The 19704-nt window shown below is 66.1% G+C and carries 20 protein-coding genes; 7 read left to right on the top strand and 13 right to left on the bottom strand.

Features of this window, described 5'->3' with window-relative positions; genetic code table 11:
* Positions 1–92: 92 nt before the first annotated feature.
* Positions 93–659 carry a YceD family protein gene (locus AUL32_RS14360; protein ID WP_062116139.1) on the bottom strand — a complete coding sequence of 189 codons (567 nt, stop codon included), beginning with the start codon at positions 657–659 and terminating at the stop codon, positions 93–95.
* Positions 656–1198, bottom strand: a complete 543-nt coding sequence (locus AUL32_RS14355) for a ubiquinol-cytochrome C chaperone family protein (protein WP_062116136.1) — start codon at positions 1196–1198, stop codon at positions 656–658. Before AUL32_RS14355 ends, AUL32_RS14360 begins: the two co-directional genes overlap by 4 nt.
* A 197-nt stretch (positions 1199–1395) precedes the next feature.
* Between AUL32_RS14355 and AUL32_RS14350 the strand changes: the two genes are divergently transcribed.
* Entirely contained in the window at positions 1396–1872 is a 477-nt protein-coding gene (locus AUL32_RS14350; protein ID WP_082639424.1) for an outer membrane protein assembly factor BamE, read from the top strand.
* A gap of 124 nt (positions 1873–1996) precedes the next feature.
* Here AUL32_RS14350 and nusB read toward each other — a convergent pair whose 3' ends face one another.
* From nusB to AUL32_RS14305, 9 genes are all read right to left on the bottom strand, one after another.
* Positions 1997–2491 carry a transcription antitermination factor NusB gene (nusB, locus tag AUL32_RS14345; protein ID WP_062116133.1) on the bottom strand — a complete coding sequence of 165 codons (495 nt, stop codon included), beginning with the start codon at positions 2489–2491 and terminating at the stop codon, positions 1997–1999.
* Positions 2492–2494: 3 nt separating this feature from the next.
* Positions 2495–2941, bottom strand: coding sequence for a 6,7-dimethyl-8-ribityllumazine synthase (locus AUL32_RS14340; protein WP_061976360.1), 447 nt, complete (start codon positions 2939–2941; stop codon positions 2495–2497).
* Between the two features lie 142 nt (positions 2942–3083).
* A complete protein-coding gene (locus tag AUL32_RS14335) occupies positions 3084–3698 on the bottom strand; it encodes a riboflavin synthase (RefSeq protein ID WP_062116864.1) in 615 nt (204 codons plus the stop codon).
* Complete coding sequence (ribD, locus tag AUL32_RS14330; protein WP_062116130.1) at positions 3698–4792, bottom strand: bifunctional diaminohydroxyphosphoribosylaminopyrimidine deaminase/5-amino-6-(5-phosphoribosylamino)uracil reductase RibD; 1095 nt, start codon at positions 4790–4792, stop codon at positions 3698–3700. Before ribD ends, AUL32_RS14335 begins: the two co-directional genes overlap by 1 nt.
* On the bottom strand, positions 4779–5261 hold the full coding sequence (gene nrdR / locus AUL32_RS14325; protein WP_062116127.1) for a transcriptional regulator NrdR: 483 nt from the start codon (positions 5259–5261) through the stop codon (positions 4779–4781). The genes ribD and nrdR overlap by 14 nt, the downstream gene beginning before the upstream one ends.
* Before the next feature lie 9 nt (positions 5262–5270).
* Entirely contained in the window at positions 5271–6590 is a 1320-nt protein-coding gene (gene glyA, locus AUL32_RS14320) for a serine hydroxymethyltransferase (protein WP_062116124.1), read from the bottom strand.
* A 147-nt stretch (positions 6591–6737) separates the two neighbouring features.
* Positions 6738–8069 carry a L,D-transpeptidase family protein gene (locus AUL32_RS14315; protein ID WP_061976364.1) on the bottom strand — a complete coding sequence of 444 codons (1332 nt, stop codon included), beginning with the start codon at positions 8067–8069 and terminating at the stop codon, positions 6738–6740.
* Between the two features lie 319 nt (positions 8070–8388).
* The gene (gene ldtR, locus AUL32_RS14310; RefSeq protein WP_061976365.1) at positions 8389–8898 is read right to left on the bottom strand and encodes a transcriptional regulator LdtR; all 510 of its coding nucleotides are present in this window, start codon (positions 8896–8898) and stop codon (positions 8389–8391) included.
* 168 nt (positions 8899–9066) lie between these two features.
* Positions 9067–9483 (bottom strand): DUF6163 family protein, encoded by a 417-nt coding sequence (locus AUL32_RS14305; RefSeq protein ID WP_062116121.1) that lies wholly within the window; start codon positions 9481–9483, stop codon positions 9067–9069.
* 274 nt (positions 9484–9757) lie between these two features.
* On the opposite strand from AUL32_RS14305, the gene hemB reads away from it, so the two are divergent.
* From hemB to AUL32_RS14290, 3 genes are all read left to right on the top strand, one after another.
* Positions 9758–10780, top strand: coding sequence for a porphobilinogen synthase (gene hemB, locus AUL32_RS14300; protein WP_062116119.1), 1023 nt, complete (start codon positions 9758–9760; stop codon positions 10778–10780).
* 85 nt (positions 10781–10865) lie between these two features.
* The gene (locus AUL32_RS14295) at positions 10866–11330 is read left to right on the top strand and encodes an RDD family protein (protein WP_062116116.1); all 465 of its coding nucleotides are present in this window, start codon (positions 10866–10868) and stop codon (positions 11328–11330) included.
* A 125-nt stretch (positions 11331–11455) separates the two neighbouring features.
* Positions 11456–12268: an arginyltransferase gene (locus tag AUL32_RS14290; protein WP_062116113.1), complete on the top strand. Its 813-nt coding sequence runs from the start codon at positions 11456–11458 to the stop codon at positions 12266–12268.
* Here the strand turns inward: AUL32_RS14290 and parC are convergent.
* Positions 12261–14507: a DNA topoisomerase IV subunit A gene (gene parC, locus AUL32_RS14285; protein ID WP_062116110.1), complete on the bottom strand. Its 2247-nt coding sequence runs from the start codon at positions 14505–14507 to the stop codon at positions 12261–12263. The genes AUL32_RS14290 and parC overlap by 8 nt on opposite strands.
* 222 nt (positions 14508–14729) lie before the next feature.
* Between parC and AUL32_RS14280 the strand changes: the two genes are divergently transcribed.
* Positions 14730–15911 (top strand): hypothetical protein, encoded by a 1182-nt coding sequence (locus tag AUL32_RS14280; protein WP_062116107.1) that lies wholly within the window; start codon positions 14730–14732, stop codon positions 15909–15911.
* A 69-nt stretch (positions 15912–15980) separates the two neighbouring features.
* On the top strand, positions 15981–16499 hold the full coding sequence (locus tag AUL32_RS14275; RefSeq protein WP_082659676.1) for a 2'-5' RNA ligase family protein: 519 nt from the start codon (positions 15981–15983) through the stop codon (positions 16497–16499).
* A gap of 48 nt (positions 16500–16547) precedes the next feature.
* Here the strand turns inward: AUL32_RS14275 and aspS are convergent, their stop codons facing one another.
* On the bottom strand, positions 16548–18338 hold the full coding sequence (aspS, locus tag AUL32_RS14270) for an aspartate--tRNA ligase (RefSeq protein ID WP_062116101.1): 1791 nt from the start codon (positions 18336–18338) through the stop codon (positions 16548–16550).
* 166 nt (positions 18339–18504) lie between these two features.
* Between aspS and rnd the strand changes: the two genes are divergently transcribed.
* A complete protein-coding gene (gene rnd / locus AUL32_RS14265; protein WP_061976374.1) occupies positions 18505–19656 on the top strand; it encodes a ribonuclease D in 1152 nt (383 codons plus the stop codon).
* Positions 19657–19704: the final 48 nt, after the last annotated feature.

Raw genomic sequence — 19704 nt, 5'->3', positions numbered from 1 at the left:
TCGCTTTCAACAATCCGGCATCCGGCCGGCCTTAGAAACAGGCGCGATCGCGCGCCCTCGCAGCTGGCGGCGCTCGCGGGCGCCGCCCGAATTCATTTGGGCGTCTTGAGCTGGCTGAGCGCGGCGAAGGGGGAAATCCGCCCTCCATCCGGCTCGGGGTCCGTGTCGATCTCCTCAAACTCCACGCCCTCGGAGCGAGGATAGGGATCGAGCGCCAGACCGACGATCTCCGTGAGATAGGCCCCGAGATCGATCCGGTCGCCGGTGAAGGTCTCGGGGATATCGGCGCCTTCCGGGTCGAGATGCAGCTCGCCATCGTCCTGCGGCGCGATGCGCGACAGCCGCGAGCCTTCAGGCACGAAGATCACCTCGACCCGCTCGTCCATCTTTTCCCGGACGGGGTCGGTGGTGACGACGCAGGCCTGCGTCACCTCGGCCTTGAACCGGCCATCGACCTCGACGCCGTCGCGCTTCCAGCGGCGAACCGTGAGATCGGCCTCCAGCTTCTCGACGGACAGGATGCCGAGTAGATTCGCGAGAGCCGCGCGTTCGTCCGCGCTCGCCTCGAACCGAACCGGCATCCCGTTCTGCGGCAGCTTGGTGACGGCGACCTCCAGCTTGAGAGGGGCCGGCTCGAGGATCGGGTCGGGGCGGTTCATGGAGCGTTCGTTCCGTTCTGAGACTCAAGTCGTCCGGCCAGAAGCCGGTCGGTGGGGATGGCGGCGTACCACGTCGCCTCTTCCATCATATGGTGAGCGAGGTCGGGTGCCGCATCCGGGCGCCCGCCCGGGGCGTCGACGAAGGCTCCAGCCCGCAGGACCTCTGCAAGAGCCGACCTATCACCTGCCGAAAGCGGCCCTTCCATGGCGCCGACGCGGGAATAGAATCGCGCCGCCAACGCCCGCATCCGCTTGGGCACGGCGAGATAGCCGATGCCGATCTCGCGCAGCGAATGGTCGAGATCGGTCATGAACCGGTCTACCAGATCCTGCGACAGCGCCGAGAGCGCGGGCTCCTCGCCGCAGCGACGCAGCAGAAGAAACACCTCGATGCACAGGGATTCGAAGCGGCCCATCACCGTGTCGGGAAGGCCGCCCGCCTCGAAGCGATAGGCACGACGCGCCCGGGCGACGACCTGTTCCCAGATCGCCTCGACGACCACCCGGTTCCGACGCCTGCGACGGAAGGCTTCGAGCATTCCGCCCCCTTTTTCCTGATCCTCAATCCGGTTCGCACGGGCGCGGCGCGATTGCAACGTTTCCCAAGGTGCTTTACCAAGACGCCATGTTTTTCAGGGGCAATTGCCTCAATTTCCGACCAAGTCGGGCCTATGCGGCGAAGTGTGCCTTATGCGTCCGGGGGAGTAGCGCCAGCGTGAGCGAACAGAAAAGACCTTTGCGTTGCGTGGCTCTGGTGGCCGGACTGGGCGCCAGCCTGGCGCTCGGCGCCTGCCAGACCTCGCAGGTCTACAATCAGGGCTACATTGTCGACGAGCAGACACTCGCGCAGGTCCCCGTCGGATCGAGCCGCGAGCAGGTGCTGCTGGCGCTCGGCACGCCCTCCACCACGGCGACCTTCGACAACGAAGTGTTCTACTACATCTCTCAGAAGCGCGTCCGCCCGGTCGCCTTCATGAACCCGCGCCTTGTCGAGCAGCGGGTGCTGGCGATCTACTTCAGCAAGAACAACACGGTCGATCGCATCGCCAATTACGGGCTCGAGAACGGTCGCCTGTTCGACTTCATCTCGCGCACCACGCCGACCGGCGGACGCGACACCAGCTTCCTTGGCTCGATCCTGTCCGACAGCGGCCCGAGCGGTGGCGACATTCTGGACAAGCTCGGCAAGTCGAGCGTTTCGCCGGGACGCTGAACGACCACTGGGCGGCGTGAAGCCGCCTTCCTCCCACGAAAAAGGCCGCCGGCTTCGTGCCGCGCGGCCTTTTTTGCGATTCGATGAGAAAGCGGTTTGAGGGAGGCTCGGCCTCCCCGCCCGATCAGTCCACCGCGCGGGCTTCCTGCCCCCGGCCTTCGCCGCGCGAACGGCGCGCCACGCGGTCGAGCACCGCGTTCACGAGGCGCGGCTCGTCTTCGCTGTAGAAGGCCTTGGCGATGTCGACATATTCGCTGACGATCACGGCGGTCGGCACGTCCTTGCGGCTCGTCACCTCGTAGGTGCCCGCGCGCAGGATGGCGCGCAGCGTCGTGTCGAGGCGCGACAGCGGCCAGTCGGAGGTCAGCGAGGAATGAATCAGCGGATCGATCGTGGTCTGCGCGCGCACGACGCCCGAGACGATGTCGCGAAACCAGGCGGCATCCGCCTCGCGATAGGTGTCGCCGTCGAGCTCCTGTCCAAGACGGAAGGACTCGTATTCCGCCACGGTTTCCAGGAGGCTCGTTCCGCCAACATCCATCTGGTAGAGCGCTTGAACGGCGGCGAGGCGGGCGGCGCCGCGCTTGTTCGCGGGGCGGACGTTCTGGGGGTCGGACATCGATCAGGCCCCGAATCGCTGGCGAAGGGCGATCATGGTCAGCGCCGCTTCGGCTGCCGCCGCGCCCTTGTTCTTGCGATCGGGCCGGGCCCGCTCGAGGGCTTGCTCCTCGTTCTCGACCGTCAGGATGCCGTTGCCGATGGCGACGCCATCCTGCACCGTCAGATCCATGATGGCGCGGCTGGATTCGTTGGAAACAACCTCGAAGTGATAGGTCTCGCCGCGCAGCACGGAGCCGAGCGCGACGAACCCGTCGAAATCGCGCCCGCCCTCTTCCGCGCCGGCCAGCGCGAAGGCGATGGCAGCCGGAATCTCCAGCGCGCCGGGAACGGTCACGACGTCATAGGTCGCGCCTGCCGCGTCGAGATGCGCCTTGGCGCCTTCCAGCAGGAAGTCTGCGAGGTGGTCGTAGAACCGGGCTTCGACGATTAGGATATGCGGCGCGGACATGGGCGAGGACCTTCCAATGAGCAAAGCGGCGACGCTCGGCTACGGGAGGGACCGGGTCGGCACGCGAATTTCCAACAAATGCAAGGGCCGGCCGGCATAGCCGATCGGCCCTGAACTCATGGGGCGCCAGGGCGACCCGCGATCAGGCGGGCCGGCCGGCGCCGAACAGACGCTCGGCATAGCGTGCAATCTGGTCCACCTCAAGGTTCACCGAATCGCCAACCTGCTTTTCACCCCAAGTGGTTACTTCGAGCGAGTGGCGAATGAGGAGCACGTCGAAGCGATCGCCCTCCACCCCGTTCACCGTCAGCGACGTGCCGTCGAGGCAGACCGAGCCCTTAGGGGCGACGTAGCGCGACAGATGCGGCGGCGCCTCCAGCGTAAAACGAACGGCCTCGCCTTCGTCCTGCCGCGCGACGATGCTGGCCTGCCCGTCGACATGGCCGGACACGAGATGGCCGCCGAGTTCGTCGCCGACCTTCAGCGCGCGCTCCAGATTGAGCCGCGTGCCTTCCGCCCAGGTGCCGGCGGTGGTGAGGCGCAGCGCCTCTTCCCAGGCTTCCATCTCGAACCAACGGCTGTTGGTGCCGGTTTCCGGCAGCTTGGTCACGGTGAGGCAGACGCCGGAACAGCTGATGGAGGCGCCGATCAGGATGGTTTCGGGATCGTAGACCGTCTCGACCCGGAAGCGTCTTCCCTCGTCCAGCGCCTCCGTGGAAACGACGCGCCCCACATCGGATACGATTCCGGTAAACATCAGACTCTCGTCCTTTTCCATTCGACCCAGCGATCGGGTCCAAACTCTTCGCTTCGCTCGGGCGTGAAGCCGCCAAACGAGGCAAGTTGCGCCGGCACGGGAATGCCTGGCCCGCCGATCGCGCGCTCGGAACGAACCGAAACCACGCGGTCCACGAGATCGGCGCGAAGGAAAGCCTCCGCCAGGAGCGGCCCTCCCTCCAACAGCAGGGAGGAGATCCCGAGCGGAACGAGGCTTGCCAGGAAGTCCCCCAAACCGCCCTCAGTCAGGGGCAAGATCGTGCAGCCCTTCGCCTTGAACGGATCGAGGCGCGCCGCCTCGGTTTCGCCCGTCGCGATCAGCGTCGGCACGAGGCCCGCCGTTTCCACAAGTGGGTGATCGAGAGGCAGTCGCAAGCGGCGGTCGAGCACGATGCGGCGCGGCGAGCGCGACTCAAGCCCCGGCAGCCGGCAGGTCAGAAGCGGGCGATCGGCAAGGGCCGTGCCGGCGCCGATCAGAATCGCGTCGTTTTCCGCCCGAAGAAGATGCGTCTGCCGGCGAGCGATCGACCCCGAAATCGCGACCTGCCCTTCGCCGACACGGCCGACGAATCCGTCCGCCGACACGGCCATTTTGAGGGTCACGAAGGGACGCGCGAGGCGCAGGCGCGACAGGAAGCCCTCGAAGGGCCGTTCGCCCTCAGTGCCGGCCGGACACTGCTCGACCTCCACATCGGCGGCACGAAGCATGGCGGCGCCGCGCCCGTCGACACGCGGATCGGGATCGGACGCGGCAAAGATGACCCGGGCGATCCCGGCCTCGATCAAGGCCTCGGCGCAAGGCGGGCTGCGTCCATGATGGGCGCAGGGCTCCAGCGTGACATAAGCGGTCGCGCCGTGCGCGGCCGATCCAGCCTGCGCCAGCGCCACACGCTCGGCATGCGGGCGTCCGCCCGGCGCCGTGACGCCGCGCCCGACGACGCGACCATCCGGCGCCACGATGATGGCGCCGACGGACGGGTTGTCGGCGGTCAGTCCGACATGGCGGCTCGAGAGTCGGATGGCGGCCGCCATCCATCGCTCGTCGGCCGCCCTCGCCACCTCAGGACCGTTCATCTTCGGCGGAGACGATCGGGTCGCTCTTCAACTCCTCGATCACCGATTCAAAATCGCGCGCCTCGCGAAAGTCGCGATAGACCGAAGCGAAGCGGACATAGGCCACATCATCGAAATGACGGAGGGCGTCCATCACGAGGCGGCCGATCAGCTCGGAGGGAATGTCGGTCTCGCCGCTCGATTCGAGCTGGCGCACGATGCCGGAGATCAGACGCTCGACGCGCTCCGTGTCCACCGGGCGCTTGCGCATCGCGGTGTGGACGGAGCGCGCCAGCTTGTCGCGCTCGAACGGCACGCGCCGGCCGGACTTCTTCACCACCATGAGCTCGCGCAGCTGCACGCGCTCGAACGTGGTGAAGCGCCCGTTGCAATCGGGGCAGACCCGCCGGCGACGAATCGCCCCGCCATCCTCGGCGGGGCGCGAGTCCTTCACCTGGCTGTCCTGCGATCCGCAGAAGGGACAGCGCATGAAGCGCCGTCAGCCGAGGCTGGAATAGATGGGGAAGCGCGCGGTCAAAGCCTCGACCTTCGCCTTCACCCCGGCCTCGATCGTGGCATTGCCCTCTTCCGAGTTCGCCGCCTTCAGGCCGTCCAGCACTTCGACGATCAGGCGCCCGACCTCCTCGAACTCCGCGACGCCGAAGCCGCGCGTCGTCGCCGCCGGGGTGCCGACTCGGATGCCGGACGTGATGGTCGGCTTTTCCGGATCGTTGGGAACGCCGTTCTTGTTGCAGGTGATCGCGGCCCGGCCGAGCGCGGTTTCCGAGACCTTGCCCGTCAGCATCTTCGGGCGCAGGTCCACCAGCATCAGATGCGTGTCCGTGCCGCCCGATACGATGTCGAGGCCACCCTCGCGCAGCACGCCGGCCAGCGCCCGCGCATTGTCCACCACGGCCTTGATGTAGGTGCGGTAGCTCGGCTGCAGGGCCTCGCCGAAGGCCACGGCCTTGCCGGCGATCACATGCATGAGCGGACCGCCCTGCAGGCCGGGGAAGATCGCGGAATTGATCTTCTTGGCGATGTCCTCGTCGTTCGTCACCACCAGGCCGCCGCGCGGTCCGCGCAGGGTCTTGTGCGTCGTGGACGTCGCGACATGGGCGTGCGGGAACGGGCTGGGATGCTGGCCACCGGCCACGAGGCCGGCGAAATGCGCCATGTCCACCCAGAAGAAGGCCCCAACAGCATCCGCGATCTGGCGGAAGCGGGCGAAATCGATCTGGCGCGAATAGGCCGAGCCGCCGGCGATGATGATGTCGGGCTTGTGCTCATGCGCGAGACGCTCGACCTGATCGTAGTCGATCAGGCCGGTCGAAAGATCCAGCCCGTACTGAACGGCGTTGAACCAGCGGCCGGAAAGATTGGGCTTGGCACCGTGCGTGAGGTGGCCGCCCGCGTCGAGGCTCATGCCGAGAATCGTCGCGCCGGGCTTGGACAGCGCCATGAGCACGGCCTGGTTGGCCTGGCTGCCGCTGTTGGGCTGCACGTTGGCGAAGCCGCAGTTGAACAGCTGCTTGGCGCGGTCGATCGCCAGCTGCTCCACCACGTCGACGAACTCGCAGCCGCCATAGTAACGGCGCCCGGGATAGCCCTCGGCGTATTTGTTGGTGAGAACCGAGCCCTGCGCTTCCAGGACGGCGCGGGAGACGATGTTCTCCGAGGCGATGAGTTCGATCTCGTGCTGCTGGCGATGCAGTTCGTCGCGCATGGCAGCGAAGAGATCGGGGTCCAGCGTCGCGATGCCGTCGCTGAAGAACGGGTCGTGACGGGTCGACGTGTCCAGGGCATGGGCTTGCGACATTGAGACCTCCTGATCGCGGCCGGAAACGATCTTCTCCGGCTGAGTTCGGCGCCTTACCATGTTCCCGCGACGTGGCCAACCGTCTGGCGCGCAAGTAAAAAAGCCGGGCTTTTCAGCCCGGCGTCGCCTTTATCCTTGTGCCCGCATTCAGTAAGGCAGGTCGGCGCTTGCCTGCTCGCCCGCCGAATAGGCGGTGGTCTGAAGCCGGTTCATGGCGAGCTGCGCGTCGCCGTCGAGATGGTAGATGTCGTCGCGGAACTGCACCACCGTCGGCTCGGTCGCCCAGGCCGTCAGATAAGTGAAGTGCAGCGGCACCGGGTTGGTGAAGTTCACATCCTGGCGCGTTCGGGCCGAGATGGTCTTCTCGATCGCGGCGCGGTCCCAGCCCGGCGTGTCACGCGCCAGCCAGACGATGAGATCGCGCACGTTCTGGACGCGCACGCAGCCCGACGACTCGAAGCGCATGAGCTGCGAGAAGACGCTCTGCTGCGGCGTGTCGTGCATGTAGACGGAATAGGGATTCGGGAAGTTGATCTTCACCGAGGACATGGCGTTCATCCGACCCGGATTCTGGCGGAACAGGTATTTCACCGCCTCCTCGGAATGCCAGTTGATCGACTCCGGTGGAATCACGCCGCCATCGGGACCGTAGATCACGATGTCGTTGCGCGTGAGATAGGTCGGGTCCTTCTGCATGAGCGGGATGATGTCCTTGCGGACGATCGAGGCCGGCGCATGCCAGTAGGGATTGAGGTTGAGATTGGTGATCTTGGAATCGAGGATCGGCGTCTGCCGGTCGATCTTGCCCACCACCGCCGTGTGGCGCTGCACGACGCGGCCGTTCTCGACCGCCTCGATGGCTGCCGCGGGAATGTTGACCATCACGAAGCGGCCGGGATCCAGCTGAATCTTCTGAAGACGATCGATGTTCTTGTAGAGTTGGTTCAGGCGCACGTCGGCGGGCACGTTCAAGGCCTTGAACGTGTATTCGCCCACAGCGCCGTCCGCCGGTAGTCCGTGGCGCGCCTGGAAGCGCTTCACGGCGGCGTCGACATAGGTGTCGAAGGCGGTGGAGCCGCCGGCCTGGCGGTCGAGATCGCCAGACACGGCCAGACGCTGGCGAAGCGCGGCGACGGCCTGCCCCTGCGCGCCGATCTCCATCTTGCCTTCGGCCGGTACGCTGGGCCAGCCGCCGGCCGAGACGATCTGCTGATAATGGCCGACCGCCGACTGCATGGCCGAGATCGTGTTGGGCGAGAAGACCGGCTGATACGAGGCGACGTTGCGCACGCTGGCGGCGCGCGTGTCGAACTGGTCCGTCCAGCCTCCGCGATTGGGCGCGGCCAGAACGCCGTCGAGCGCGCTTTGGGCGCGCGCCGTCCCGGCAAAGGCCGCCGCCCCGGCCGCGGTCGCCGCACCCGCCAGGAAACGGCGCCGCGACATGCCTTCAAGCACCCGGTCGGACCTGCTCTTCGTCATGAAATCCCCTCGATACGTTTCTCGCCCGTTCGCGCAGACCCTTCCATAAGGGCCGCGTGGTAAACCAACCGGAAACAGGCGGCACACGAACTCGCGAGCGGAAGGCCGCGAGTGACATGGCCTTGAAAGCGCATCGAAATAGGGCGAAAGCGTGGATCAAAGGCGACGAGGCGGCGCCCCGCTCAAGAGTTTGGCGCCCTGTTGCCCAAACGCCCCGGAGACCCGGGCTTCTAACATGGAAAGGCCCTGCAACCGGGAGGCCGGTCGCAGGGCAAGTTGCAAGAGGCACGGACTGGAGGACGTGCCCGTCCCGCACGCCTTACAGGCGATACATGATCGAATCGTTCCAGAAGCGGTCGAGGCGCTGGAGGGACTTGTTCATCTTCTGAAACTCCCCCTCGTCGAGCCCGCCCACCTTGTCGATCGAGCCGATGTGGCGATCGTAAAGCTCGGCGACGATTTCGGCGACTTCGCGGCCGGCCTTGGTGAGCGAGACGCGCACCGCGCGGCGATCGACGCGAGACTTCTGGTGGTCGATGAAGCCCAGCTCAACCAGCTTCTTCAGATTGTAGGACACGTTCGAGCCGAGATAAAAGCCGCGCGAGCGCAGCTCGCCGGCGGTCAGGACCGCGTCGCCGATATTGAACAGGAGCAGGGCCTGGACGGCGTTGATGTCGGTGCGCCCGTTGCGATCGAACTCGTCCTTGATAACGTCAAGGAGCCTGCGGTGCAGGCGTTCCACCAGCTGGAGCGTTTCGAGATAGAGCGACTTCAGTTCCACCTTCTCGACCGGGGGCTGAATCTCGCGGCGGGCGGGCGTCGATGACATGAGAACGGCTCCGTTGTTGCTTGGCGTAGGTCTCTTTCGACCTCTTCTTGTGTCCCAAGCTACAGAACCCCTCTAAAATTCGACTTAAACGTCGGCGTTAACGAAATCTAGCCTTGGCCGTTTACGATTGTTGCTTAACAAGCCCTAACCGTGTTCGGTCGAATTTCGTCAGGACTGTCGCCGCGATTCGAAGTAGGCGACGATGCGGAGCATCGCGAGCAGCGCCAGCCCCGTGAGGTTCAGCGAAACCGGCAGAATGTCGGCGCCGAACAGCTGCGGAAAGGCGAAATGCATGGTCCCCTCGACCAGGGTAAGCAGCACCCAGATCACCGATCCCCAGGAGGCCAACATCCAAAGGCCGATGCCGGCCACGGGATAGAGCACCGCCAGCGTCGGCGCCGCGAAGCGCCACCAGACGGGCATCAGGTCGAAGCGCCAGAGCGGCCCGTCGAACACGCCGATCAGCCGCGCCCAGTAGAAGAGGCCCATGCCGAACAGGGCAAGCCCCGCGATCCGGCAAAGCCAGACCGTCAGGGCCCGGTTCAGCGTCTTCTCGCGGTCCTGTTTGAAGGGTTCGATCGTCATCGCTGGCGTCCGTCACCTCCCCGACGGACGCTCGAAACGTCGAAACTCGCTACTGCCATGCATCTGTCCCGTCTCGCGGCCGACCTTCAAACTCGGTCCGCCTTGCGCCAGAGGTAGACCATATCCCGGCGGGATGGCAGGGCGGACGCGATTTTTCCCGGTGCACGGTTTCGTCAGGCGGGTCCGGCCGCTAAAGAAGCCGTGAGAGTTCGAGGCAGGCCTTCGCCCCCTTCTCCGACGCCTGTTTGCCCGACATCAGCATGAGCGGCCCGACATGAAGAACGACATCACGCTTTCGCGCACCATCGATCAGGTCACCGGCGGCACGCGCCTTCGACGCCTGCGCCAGACGGAATGGGTTCGCCGCCTCGTGCGAGAAAGCGATGTCGGCGTCAACGACCTGATCTGGCCGATCTTCGTGCGCGAAGGCGAAGGTGAGCCGGAGCCCGTGCGCTCCATGCCCGGCGTGTTCCGCTATTCCGTGCGTGGCTGCGTCGATGCGGCCGAGCGCGCGGCCGGGCTCGGCATTCCCGTGATCGCCCTGTTCCCCTTCACCAACCCGGACCTTCGCGACGAAAACGGCACGCAGGCGCTGAACCCCGACAATCTCGTGTGCCGCGCCACGCGCGCCATCAAGGCCGCCGTCCCCGAGATCGGCATTCTCTGCGACGTCGCGCTCGATCCCTATACCAGCCACGGCCATGACGGGCTGGTTCGGGCGGGGCGCATTCTCAACGACGAGTCGGTCGAGGTTCTCTGCCGGCAGGCCCTGGTGCAGGCCGAGGCGGGCTGCGACATTATCGGGCCGTCCGACATGATGGACGGGCGCGTCGCCTGCATCCGCTCGGCGCTGGACGGCGCGGGGCTGCGCGACACGATGATCATGTCCTATGCCGCCAAATACGCATCGGCCTTCTACGGCCCGTTCCGGGACGCCGTCGGCTCCACCGGTGCGCTGAAGGGCGACAAGCGCACCTATCAGATGGACATGGGCAATCGCGACGAGGCTTTGCGCGAGGCCGCGCAGGACATTGCCGAGGGCGCCGACATGATCATGGTGAAGCCCGGCCTGCCCTATCTCGACATTCTCGCCAAGCTGGTCGAGGAATTCCGCATGCCGACCTTCGCCTACCAGACCTCGGGCGAATATTCCGTGATCATGGCGGCGGCCGAGAATGGCTGGATCGACGGCGACCGGGCGATGTTCGAATCGCTCCGGGCCTTCAAGCGCGCCGGCGCCAGCGGCATCCTCAGCTATTTCTCGCCGCGCGTCGCCGAGGCGCTCCAGCAGCGCTGAACCCGTTTCCGCAGCGCCGCGCCTGTTGAGTTTCGGCGGCGGGGTTCCCATTTCCTAGAGCGAAGGACATTGGAACCCCGCGCCCATGAGCAACACCGCCACCTACAATCCCGCCTCCACCTGGCTCGATGAGCCGCGCGCCTATCGCAGCGTGCGCACGCGCCGGAGCCTGGCCTTTCTGGTGGACTACACCATCGTCCTGATGCTCTGCGTCCCCGCCGTCTTCGTAATCGGCCTTCTCGGCGTGCTGACGCTGGGTCTTGGGTGGATGCTCTATGCGATTCTCTTTCCGCTGGTGGCGCTGCCCTACGTGACCTTCACGCTCGGCGGCGCGTCGCAAGCGACGCCCGGCATGCGGATGTTCGACCTGCGACTGGAGCGGCTGGACGGCAAGCCGGTGGACCCGGCGCTGGGCGCCGCGCACAGCATCCTCTTCTGGGCGGCCGGCGCTCTGACCTCGGGCTTCATCGTGCTGGTAGCGCTTTTCACGCCGCGCAAGCAGCTGTTGCAGGACCTCCTGCTCGGAACCGTGGTGGTGCGTCGGGGCTGAGAGTCCCTGCGTCGGAAAGGCCGTCCCTTACGGTCTTTCCAACACGTGCGTCAGGTCTCACATTGGTATGACAGGCCGGCGCGCTTCTTGCGCCGGCGGACAGACGACGAGGCGGTCGCAGATCCATGACGGCGCATCCCCAGACCCCGCAGTTCTTCCTGACCTCGCCTTCGACCTGCCCCTATCTTCCCGGCCAGCTCGAGCGGAAGGTGTTCACCCACCTTGTCGGACACAGGGCGCCCGATCTTTTGGATCTCCTGACTCAAGGCGGATTCCGCCGCTCGCAGAACATCGCCTATCGCCCGGCCTGCGAACGCTGCCGGGCCTGCATCTCGATTCGCATTCTGGTGGACGAGTTCCGGCCGACCAAGTCGATGAAGCGCGTCCGCCAGACGAATTCCGATCTGGTCGGCCGCATGGCCGAGGCGGAGCCGACCTCCGAGCAATATGCCTTGTTCCGCCGCTATCTCGACGCGCGTCACACCCATGGCGGCATGTCGGAAATGTCGGTGCTCGACTACGCCATGATGGTGGAAGACAGCCAGGTCGACACGCGGCTGATCCAGTATCGCCTCAAGGGGCCGGACTCCGCCTTCTCCACGCGCTCGGACGGCGACCTGAAGGCCGTGGCCCTGACCGACGTGATGGGCGACGGCCTGTCGATGGTCTATTCCTATTTCGACCCGGATGAGGCCGACCGGAGCCTGGGGACCTTCATGATCCTCGACCATATCGAGCGGGCGCGCGAGATGGGTCTGCCCTATCTCTATCTCGGCTATTGGGTCGATGGGTCCCGCAAGATGGACTACAAGATCCGCTACCAGCCGCAGGAGCATCTCCTGCCCAAGGGTTGGGAGCGCTACGACCCGCAGGCCCAGCGCCAGCCGGCGAGCCTCGAGGCGCCCGCCGAGCCAACTGCGGTCCCGCCGATCAGGTGAAGCGGCCGCTCTTCGGGAAGCCCTTGGGAACGAGGCGTCCGGCCTGCGCCCTGTCGCCGCGCCATTCCAAGAGATCGGCTTCCGAGCGCTGGTGCTGGCGACCGGCCGTGTCGGTCCAGGTCAGCCCTTCCGCCAAGCTGAAGATCTTGACGTCGAGCAGCCCGCCGTCGGCGTAACGCTGGAGGCGCACGCCCTTACCACGCAGCATTTCCGGCACCTGCGCCAGCGGGAAGACCACCATCTTGCGGTTCTCGCCCACCACGGCCACCATGTCGCCGGTGATGCGCTCGGCCTTGGCGAGGCGCGCCGGCTCACCGACGTTCAGCACCTGCTTGCCCTTGCGCGTGCCCGACACCAGTTCGACCTCCGGCACGACGAAGCCGTTGCCGTCGGTCGAGGCCAGAAGGCGCTTCTGCGCGGGGTCGGCGACGAAGCCGAGCACGAGATCCTGGTCGTCCTCCAGCTCGATCAGAAGGCGCATCGGATCGCCCTGCCCGCGCCCGCCCGGCAGCTTGTCGGCCGACAGCGTGAAGGCGCGGCCGTTGGTGGATAGGAACACGAGCTTGTCGGTGGTCAGCGCCGGGAAAGCGAATTTCAGCGAATCGCCCTCACGGAAGCCGAGCGTCGAAAGATCGACCCCGTGCCCCTTCATGGCGCGCAAAAAGCCCTTTTGAGACAGGACGACGGTGATCGGCTCCTTCTCGATCAAGGCGACGGCGATGTCGTCCAGCGAGCGCTCGGGCGCGTCGGCATAGACCGTGCGGCGCTTGCCGAGCTTGGTCTTCTTGGAGAAGGTCTCGCGGACCTCGCGGATCTCGCCGGCGACGCGCTGCCATTGCAGCTCCGCCGAGGCGAGCAACGCCTGCTTGTCGGCGCGCTCCTCCGAAAGCTGGTCGAACTCGCGCTTCAGCTCGAACTCCTCCAGCTTGCGCAGCGAGCGCAGGCGCATGTTGAGAATCGCCTCGGCCTGCATGTCGCTGAGCTCGAAGGTCCGCATCATGACCTGCTTGGGTTCGTCCTCCTCGCGGATGATGCGGATCACCTCGTCGAGATTCAGGAAGGCGATGATGTAGCCGGCCAGGATTTCCAGCCGTCGCTCGATCTGGTCGAGCCGATGCTGCGAACGGCGGATCAGCACCTCGCGCTGATGCGCCAGCCATTCGGTCAGCACCTCCTTCAGCGACAGGACCTTCGGCACCTTGCCACCCGACAGGACGTTCATGTTCAGCGGGATGCGCGATTCCAGGTCGGTCAGACGAAACAGCGATTCCATCAGGAGTTCGGGGTCGACCGTGCGGGATTTGGGCTCCAGCACGACGCGCACGTCCTCGGCCGATTCGTCGCGAATGTCGGCGAGAAGCGGCAGCTTCTTGGCCATGAGCAGGTCGGCGATCTTCTCGATCAGCCGCGACTTCTGCACCTGGAACGGAATTTCGGTGACCACCACGACATAACCGCCGCGCCCCTGCTCCTCGCGCTCCCACTTGGCGCGCACGCGGAACGAGCCGCGCCCCGTCGCGTAGGCCTCGCGGATCACCTCCGGCCCGTCCACCACGACGCCGCCGGTCGGAAAGTCCGGCCCCTGGATGAAACGCAGCAGCGTGTCGAGATCGGCCTCGGGCTGCTCGATGAGCTTGAGCGCCGCGTCGCAGATTTCGGCCGCGTTGTGCGGCGGGATCGAGGTCGCCATGCCCACGGCGATGCCCGACGCGCCATTGGCCAGGAGATTGGGGAAGGCGCCGGGGAGAACGATCGGCTCCTCGTCCTCCTCGTTGTAGGTCGGCTTGAAGTCGACGGCGTTCTCGTCGATGCCGCGCAGGAGGAGCGTCGCCACCTCCGTCATTCGCGCTTCGGTGTAGCGCATCGCGGCCGCGCTATCCCCGTCGATATTGCCGAAATTGCCCTGCCCGTCGATCAGGGGATAGCGGATCGAGAAGTCCTGCGCGAGGCGCACAAGCGCGTCGTAGATCGAGGCGTCGCCATGAGGATGGAACTTGCCCATCACATCGCCGACGATGCGGGCGCATTTCTTGTAGCCCTGGTCGGGGTCGAGCTTCAGAACGCGCATGGCGTGAACGATGCGTCGATGCACCGGCTTCAACCCGTCGCGCACGTCCGGCAGCGCGCGACCCATGATGGTCGATAGCGCGTAGGCGAGATAGCGCTCTTCCAGCGCCGTCTTGAGGTCGATCGGTTCGATGTCGCCGCCGTTGGCGGGAGGATCCACAGGCTTGCCCATGCGGGCTCGTTACCGCAAAGCCCGGCCGCGAACAAGGGAAGAACAAATCGGGACCAGAGCCTGCCGCCGGGGTCGGCAACCATGGGAAGACAAAGCCCGGGCGCGGGCTTACACTTGCGGTGGAATCGGCCATATTACGGCCGAGTTCATGCTTTGCATCAGCCAGGGCCGCCCCGTGCCGGCGCGATGCCTCGTTGATCCGTTCGAAAGGGTGTCTCCTTCATGACTGCTTCGCGCTCCCGCAGCCTTCTGGCGGGTCTCGCCCTGGTGCTCGCCGGTTCCTCGTCGGCCTTCGCAGTGGATGGGCAGGCCTTCGCCGATCGACTGAAAGCGGTCATGGCCGACCAGTCCACGACCCTCGCCTATACCGGCGTTTCCACGGACGACGACGACGTGGTTCTCAAGGGCGCGCAGGTCACGCCGAAGGGCGAGGGCGCGCAGCCCGTTTCGCTCGGGGACATTCGCTTCGAAACCGTGACGGGCTCGACGCCGGACGGCTGGCGCGTCGCCCGCGTGCAGCTTGCCGATGTCGACCAGAGCGAGGACGGCACGCGCGTCACCCTTTCGGGAATCGCCGCCGAGGGCATCCAGATCAAGGGCACCAACGACAAGGCGGCCGCCCTCTCGCCGATCTTCTTCGACCGCGCGCAGATCAACAATGTCGCGGTGGAGCGGCAGGGCAAGACCGTCGCGACCGTCGAGAACGGCCGGGTCGAGAATCTCCCGACGGCGGGCGGTGGATATCGCGCCAATTTCGGCATCGGGCGCTTCCTGCTGGACGCCACGGCCGCGAGCGATGGCCCCGACCCCTCGCCTCTCGTGGCGCTCGGCTATCCCCAGCTCACCGGCGATCTCACCGGCTCGGGCGCCTGGGACCCGGCGACCGGCGCGCTGACGCTTGATCCGCTGCAGCTGGAGGTCGACAATGCCGGCGCCCTGTCCTTCTCCTACACGATCACCGGCTACACGCCGAGCTTCATCCAGTCCCTCGCGCAGCTGTCCGACCAGATGAAGGCCTCGCAGGGCGCCAGTGACGGAACGGGTATGGCAGTGATCGGCCTGATCTCGCAGCTCTACCTTCGCTCGGCCGAGCTTTCCTTCACGGACCGCTCGCTGACCGGGAAGCTGCTCGACTACTATTCGGCTCAGAACAAACAGACTCGGCCGGAGCTGGTGGACCAGTTGGTCAGCGCCCTACCGCTGGCCCTGGCCTATCTGCAGAACCCCGAGTTCCAGGCGCAGGTGACGGCGGCTGTGCGGGACTTCCTGCAGAACCCGCGCACGCTCAACATCTCGATCGCTCCGCAGAACCCCATTCCCGCGACGCAGATCCTGGGCGCGGCCATGGGCGCACCGCAGACCTTGCCGCAGGTCCTGAACCTGTCGGTGCGTTCGGGCAACTAAACCTTTCCGGCTTTGGGAGACATGACGCCGCGTCCGGGAAACCGGGCGCGGCGTTTGCGTTCGGATGGGATGACCGACGCACCCCTTATTCTGACGCTCGACATGGACCCGGCGAGCTTCCAGCGCTTCGACACCGAGCGCCGCCGCTTCTTTCCGCCTGAGCGCAACGTCCTCGCCGCGCATCTCACGCTGTTCCATGCCCTGCCCGGCGCGGAGGAGCCTGGCATCGTCCGCCATCTCTCCACGCTGGCCGCCCGAACGGACGCGCTGCCGTTCACCGTGCCCGGGCTTCGCTCACTCGGACGAGGCGTAGCCTACGAGGTGGATTGCGACGGGCTTCTGGTGCTGCGCTGCGGCCTTGCAGCCGAGTGGAAACACTGGCTCACCCCGCAGGACGCGCAAGGGTTTCGCCCGCATGTGACGGTGCAGAACAAGGTTTCGCCGGACGAGGCGCGCAACCTTCTGGAGGCGCTGCGCGCGGGCTTTCAGCCCTTCGAAGGCTTGGGCACGGGCCTTCGTCTCTGGCGCTATCGCGGCGGCCCGTGGGAGGCAGTCGGCGCCTTTCCCTTCGCGGCGCGGGCGGCATGAAAAAGGGCGCAGAAGCGCCCTTTTTCGTCGATCATGGAAGAGGCCGGCTCAGGGCTTGGGGGCCTGCGGCATCGGGCGAAGCTGAAGCTCGCGCAGTTGCTGCGGCGCGGCCGGGGACGGCGCGTTCATCAGGAGATCGAAGGCCTGCTGGTTCATCGGGAACAGCGTGATCTCGCGCAGGTTCTTGGCGCCGCACAGAAGCATCACCACCCGGTCGATGCCGAAGGCGCAGCCGCCATGAGGGGGAGCGCCGTACTGGAACGCGCGGTACATGCCGCCGAAGCGATCCTCGACGTCCTGCTTCGACAGGCCGACCATCTCGAAGGCCTTGACCATCAGATCGGGCGACTGGTTGCGGATCGAGCCGGAAGCGATCTCGAACCCGTTGCACACCGCATCGTACTGATAGGCCTTGATGGTCAGCGGGTCCTGGCTCTCCAGCGCTTCCATACCGCCCTGCGGCATGGAGAACGGGTTGTGCGCGAAGTCGATCCGCTTCTCGTCCTCGTTGTATTCGAAGAAGGGAAAATCGACGATCCAGCAGCATTCGAACCGGTCGCGGTCGACGAGGTTCAGCTCCTCGCCAGCGCGCGTGCGCGCCTCGCCCGCGAACTTGTAGAACTTCGAGGGCTCGCCGGCGACGAAGAAGCAGGCATCGCCATCGCCGAGGCCCAGCTGGGCACGGATCGCGTCCGTGCGCTCGGGGCCGATATTCTTGGCGAGCGGCCCGGCGCCTTCCAGCGTCTCGCCTTCCTTGCGCCAGAAGATGTAGCCGAGGCCCGGTTGGCCCTGACCCTGCGCCCAGGAATTCATACGGTCGCAGAAGGCGCGGCTGCCGCCGGTCTTGGCCGGGATCGCCCAGACCTCGACCTTCGGGTTGGCGGCGATCATGCCTGCGAAGACCTTGAAGCCCGAGCCCGCGAAATGCTCGGTGACGGCCTGCATCTCGATCGGGTTGCGCAGGTCCGGCTTGTCGGAGCCGTATTTGCGGATCGCGTCGTCATAGGCGATGCGCGGCCACTCCTTGGTGACCGGCTTACCTTCGGCGAACTCCTCGAAGATCTGGGTGATGACCGGGGTCATCGTGTTCCAGACATCGTCCTGCGTGACGAAGCTCATCTCCATGTCGAGCTGATAGAACTCGCCCGGCAGGCGGTCGGCGCGGGGGTCCTCGTCGCGGAAGCAGGGCGCGATCTGGAAGTAGCGGTCGAAGCCCGCCACCATCAGAAGTTGCTTGTACTGCTGGGGCGCTTGCGGCAGCGCATAGAAACTGCCGGGATGGATGCGGCTCGGCACGAGGAAGTCGCGCGCCCCTTCCGGCGAGGAGGCCGTGAGGATCGGCGTCGTGTACTCGGCAAAACCGGCACCCGACATTTCGCGGCGCATGGCGGCGATGATCTGCGTGCGCTTGACGATGTTCTTGTGCAGCGTGTCGCGGCGCAGATCGAGGAAGCGGTATTTGAGGCGCACGTCTTCCGGGTAGTCCGGCTCGCCGAAGACCGGCAGCGGCAGTTCCTGCGCCTGCGCCAGAACCTCGATCTCGCGGGCGAAAATCTCGATCTCGCCAGTCGGCAGCTTGGTGTTGACCGTCTCGGGCGTGCGGGCCTTCACCTCGCCGTCGACGCGGATCACCCATTCCGAGCGCACCGTCTCGGCGGTCTTGAAGGCCGGGGACTCGGGGTCTACGACGATCTGCGTCAGGCCGTAGTGATCGCGCAAGTCGATGAACAGAAGCCCGCCATGGTCTCGCACGCGGTGGACCCAGCCCGACAGGCGAACGGTCTGGCCGACCTCGGACGGGCGCAGGGCGGCGCAGGTGTGGCTGCGATAGCGGTGCATGGCGATCTTTCTCCGAGCCTCGGGATGGGCGAGGCGCTCCGTGGCCGCGCCCTCAAGGACGCCACCTGTTTTTGCGCGGGAAAAGCACATCAAGCGCCCGCCCTGTCAAGTTTTGCGCGCAAGCGCGGCTTTCCTTCGCGCTCGCGCATCGTTTAAGGATCGAAGCATGGAGCCGATCACCACCACCGCCGCCCTTTCCGATGCCTGCCGCACCCTCGCCCGGGCCGAGTTCGTCACCGTGGACACCGAGTTCATCCGCGAGACCACGTTCTGGCCCGAGCTCTGCCTCATCCAGATGGCGTCCGACGAGCTCGCCGTGCTCGTGGACCCGCTGGCCGAGGGAATCGACCTCAAGCCCTTTTTCGAGCTGATGGCCGATCCGTCGGTTCTCAAGGTCTTCCATGCCGCGCGGCAGGATCTCGAAATCATCCACAAGCTCGGCGGGCTCATTCCCGCGCCGCTGTTCGACACGCAGGTCGCCGCCATGGTCTGCGGCTTCGGCGAGTCGATCGCCTACGACCAGCTCGTCGCCCGCACCACCAAAGGCCATATCGACAAGACCTCGCGTTTCACCGACTGGCGCCGCCGGCCGCTCTCCACCGAGCAGCTGGAATACGCGCTGGGCGACGTGACCTATCTCCGCGACGCCTATCGCTTCCTCGCCAAGGCGCTGGCGGTGGAGGAGCGCGAGAGCTGGCTTGCCGACGAGATGGCCATCCTGTCCGATCCCGGCACCTACGACATCCACCCCGACGACGCCTGGAAGCGCCTCAAACTGCGCATCCGCAAGCCGATCGAGCTGGCGGTGCTCAAAGAGATCGCCGCCTGGCGCGAGCGCGAGGCCCGCACGCGCGACCAGCCGCGCTCGCGCGTTTTGAAGGACGACGCGCTCTACGAGATCGCCCAGCAGCAGCCGCGCGACGAACAGGCGCTGTCGCGGCTTCGCACGGTGTCCAAGGGCTTCGAGCGCTCCTCGGCGGGCCGCGAGATCCTGGCCGCCGTCGCGCGCGCCAACGCCATTCCGAAGGCGCAGCTGCCTCCCATCCCCAAGCCCCCGGCCCTGCCCGAAGGCACGGCGGCGGCGGTGGAGTTCCTGCGCGTTCTCCTCAAGATCGTGGTGGAGGAGCGCGGCGTCGCCGGTCGCCTGATCGCCTCGAGCGACGATCTAGAGAAGCTCGCTGTGGACGGCGACAAGGCCGACGTGCCGGCGCTCCAGGGCTGGCGGCGAGACCTGTTCGGCGCCCGCGCGCTGGAACTTCTGGCCGGTCGCACGGCGCTGGTCTACCGCAATCGCAAGGTCGAGATCGTTCAGCTCTGAACGAAAAAAGGGCGGTGCCCATGGCACCGCCCCTTCTCAAATCACACT

The organism is Aureimonas sp. AU40 (assembly GCF_001463785.1).
GTDB lineage: Bacteria > Pseudomonadota > Alphaproteobacteria > Rhizobiales > Rhizobiaceae > Aureimonas.
Note: the sequence above shows the minus strand (reverse complement) of the source record. Positions and strands in the feature narration are given on the sequence as shown.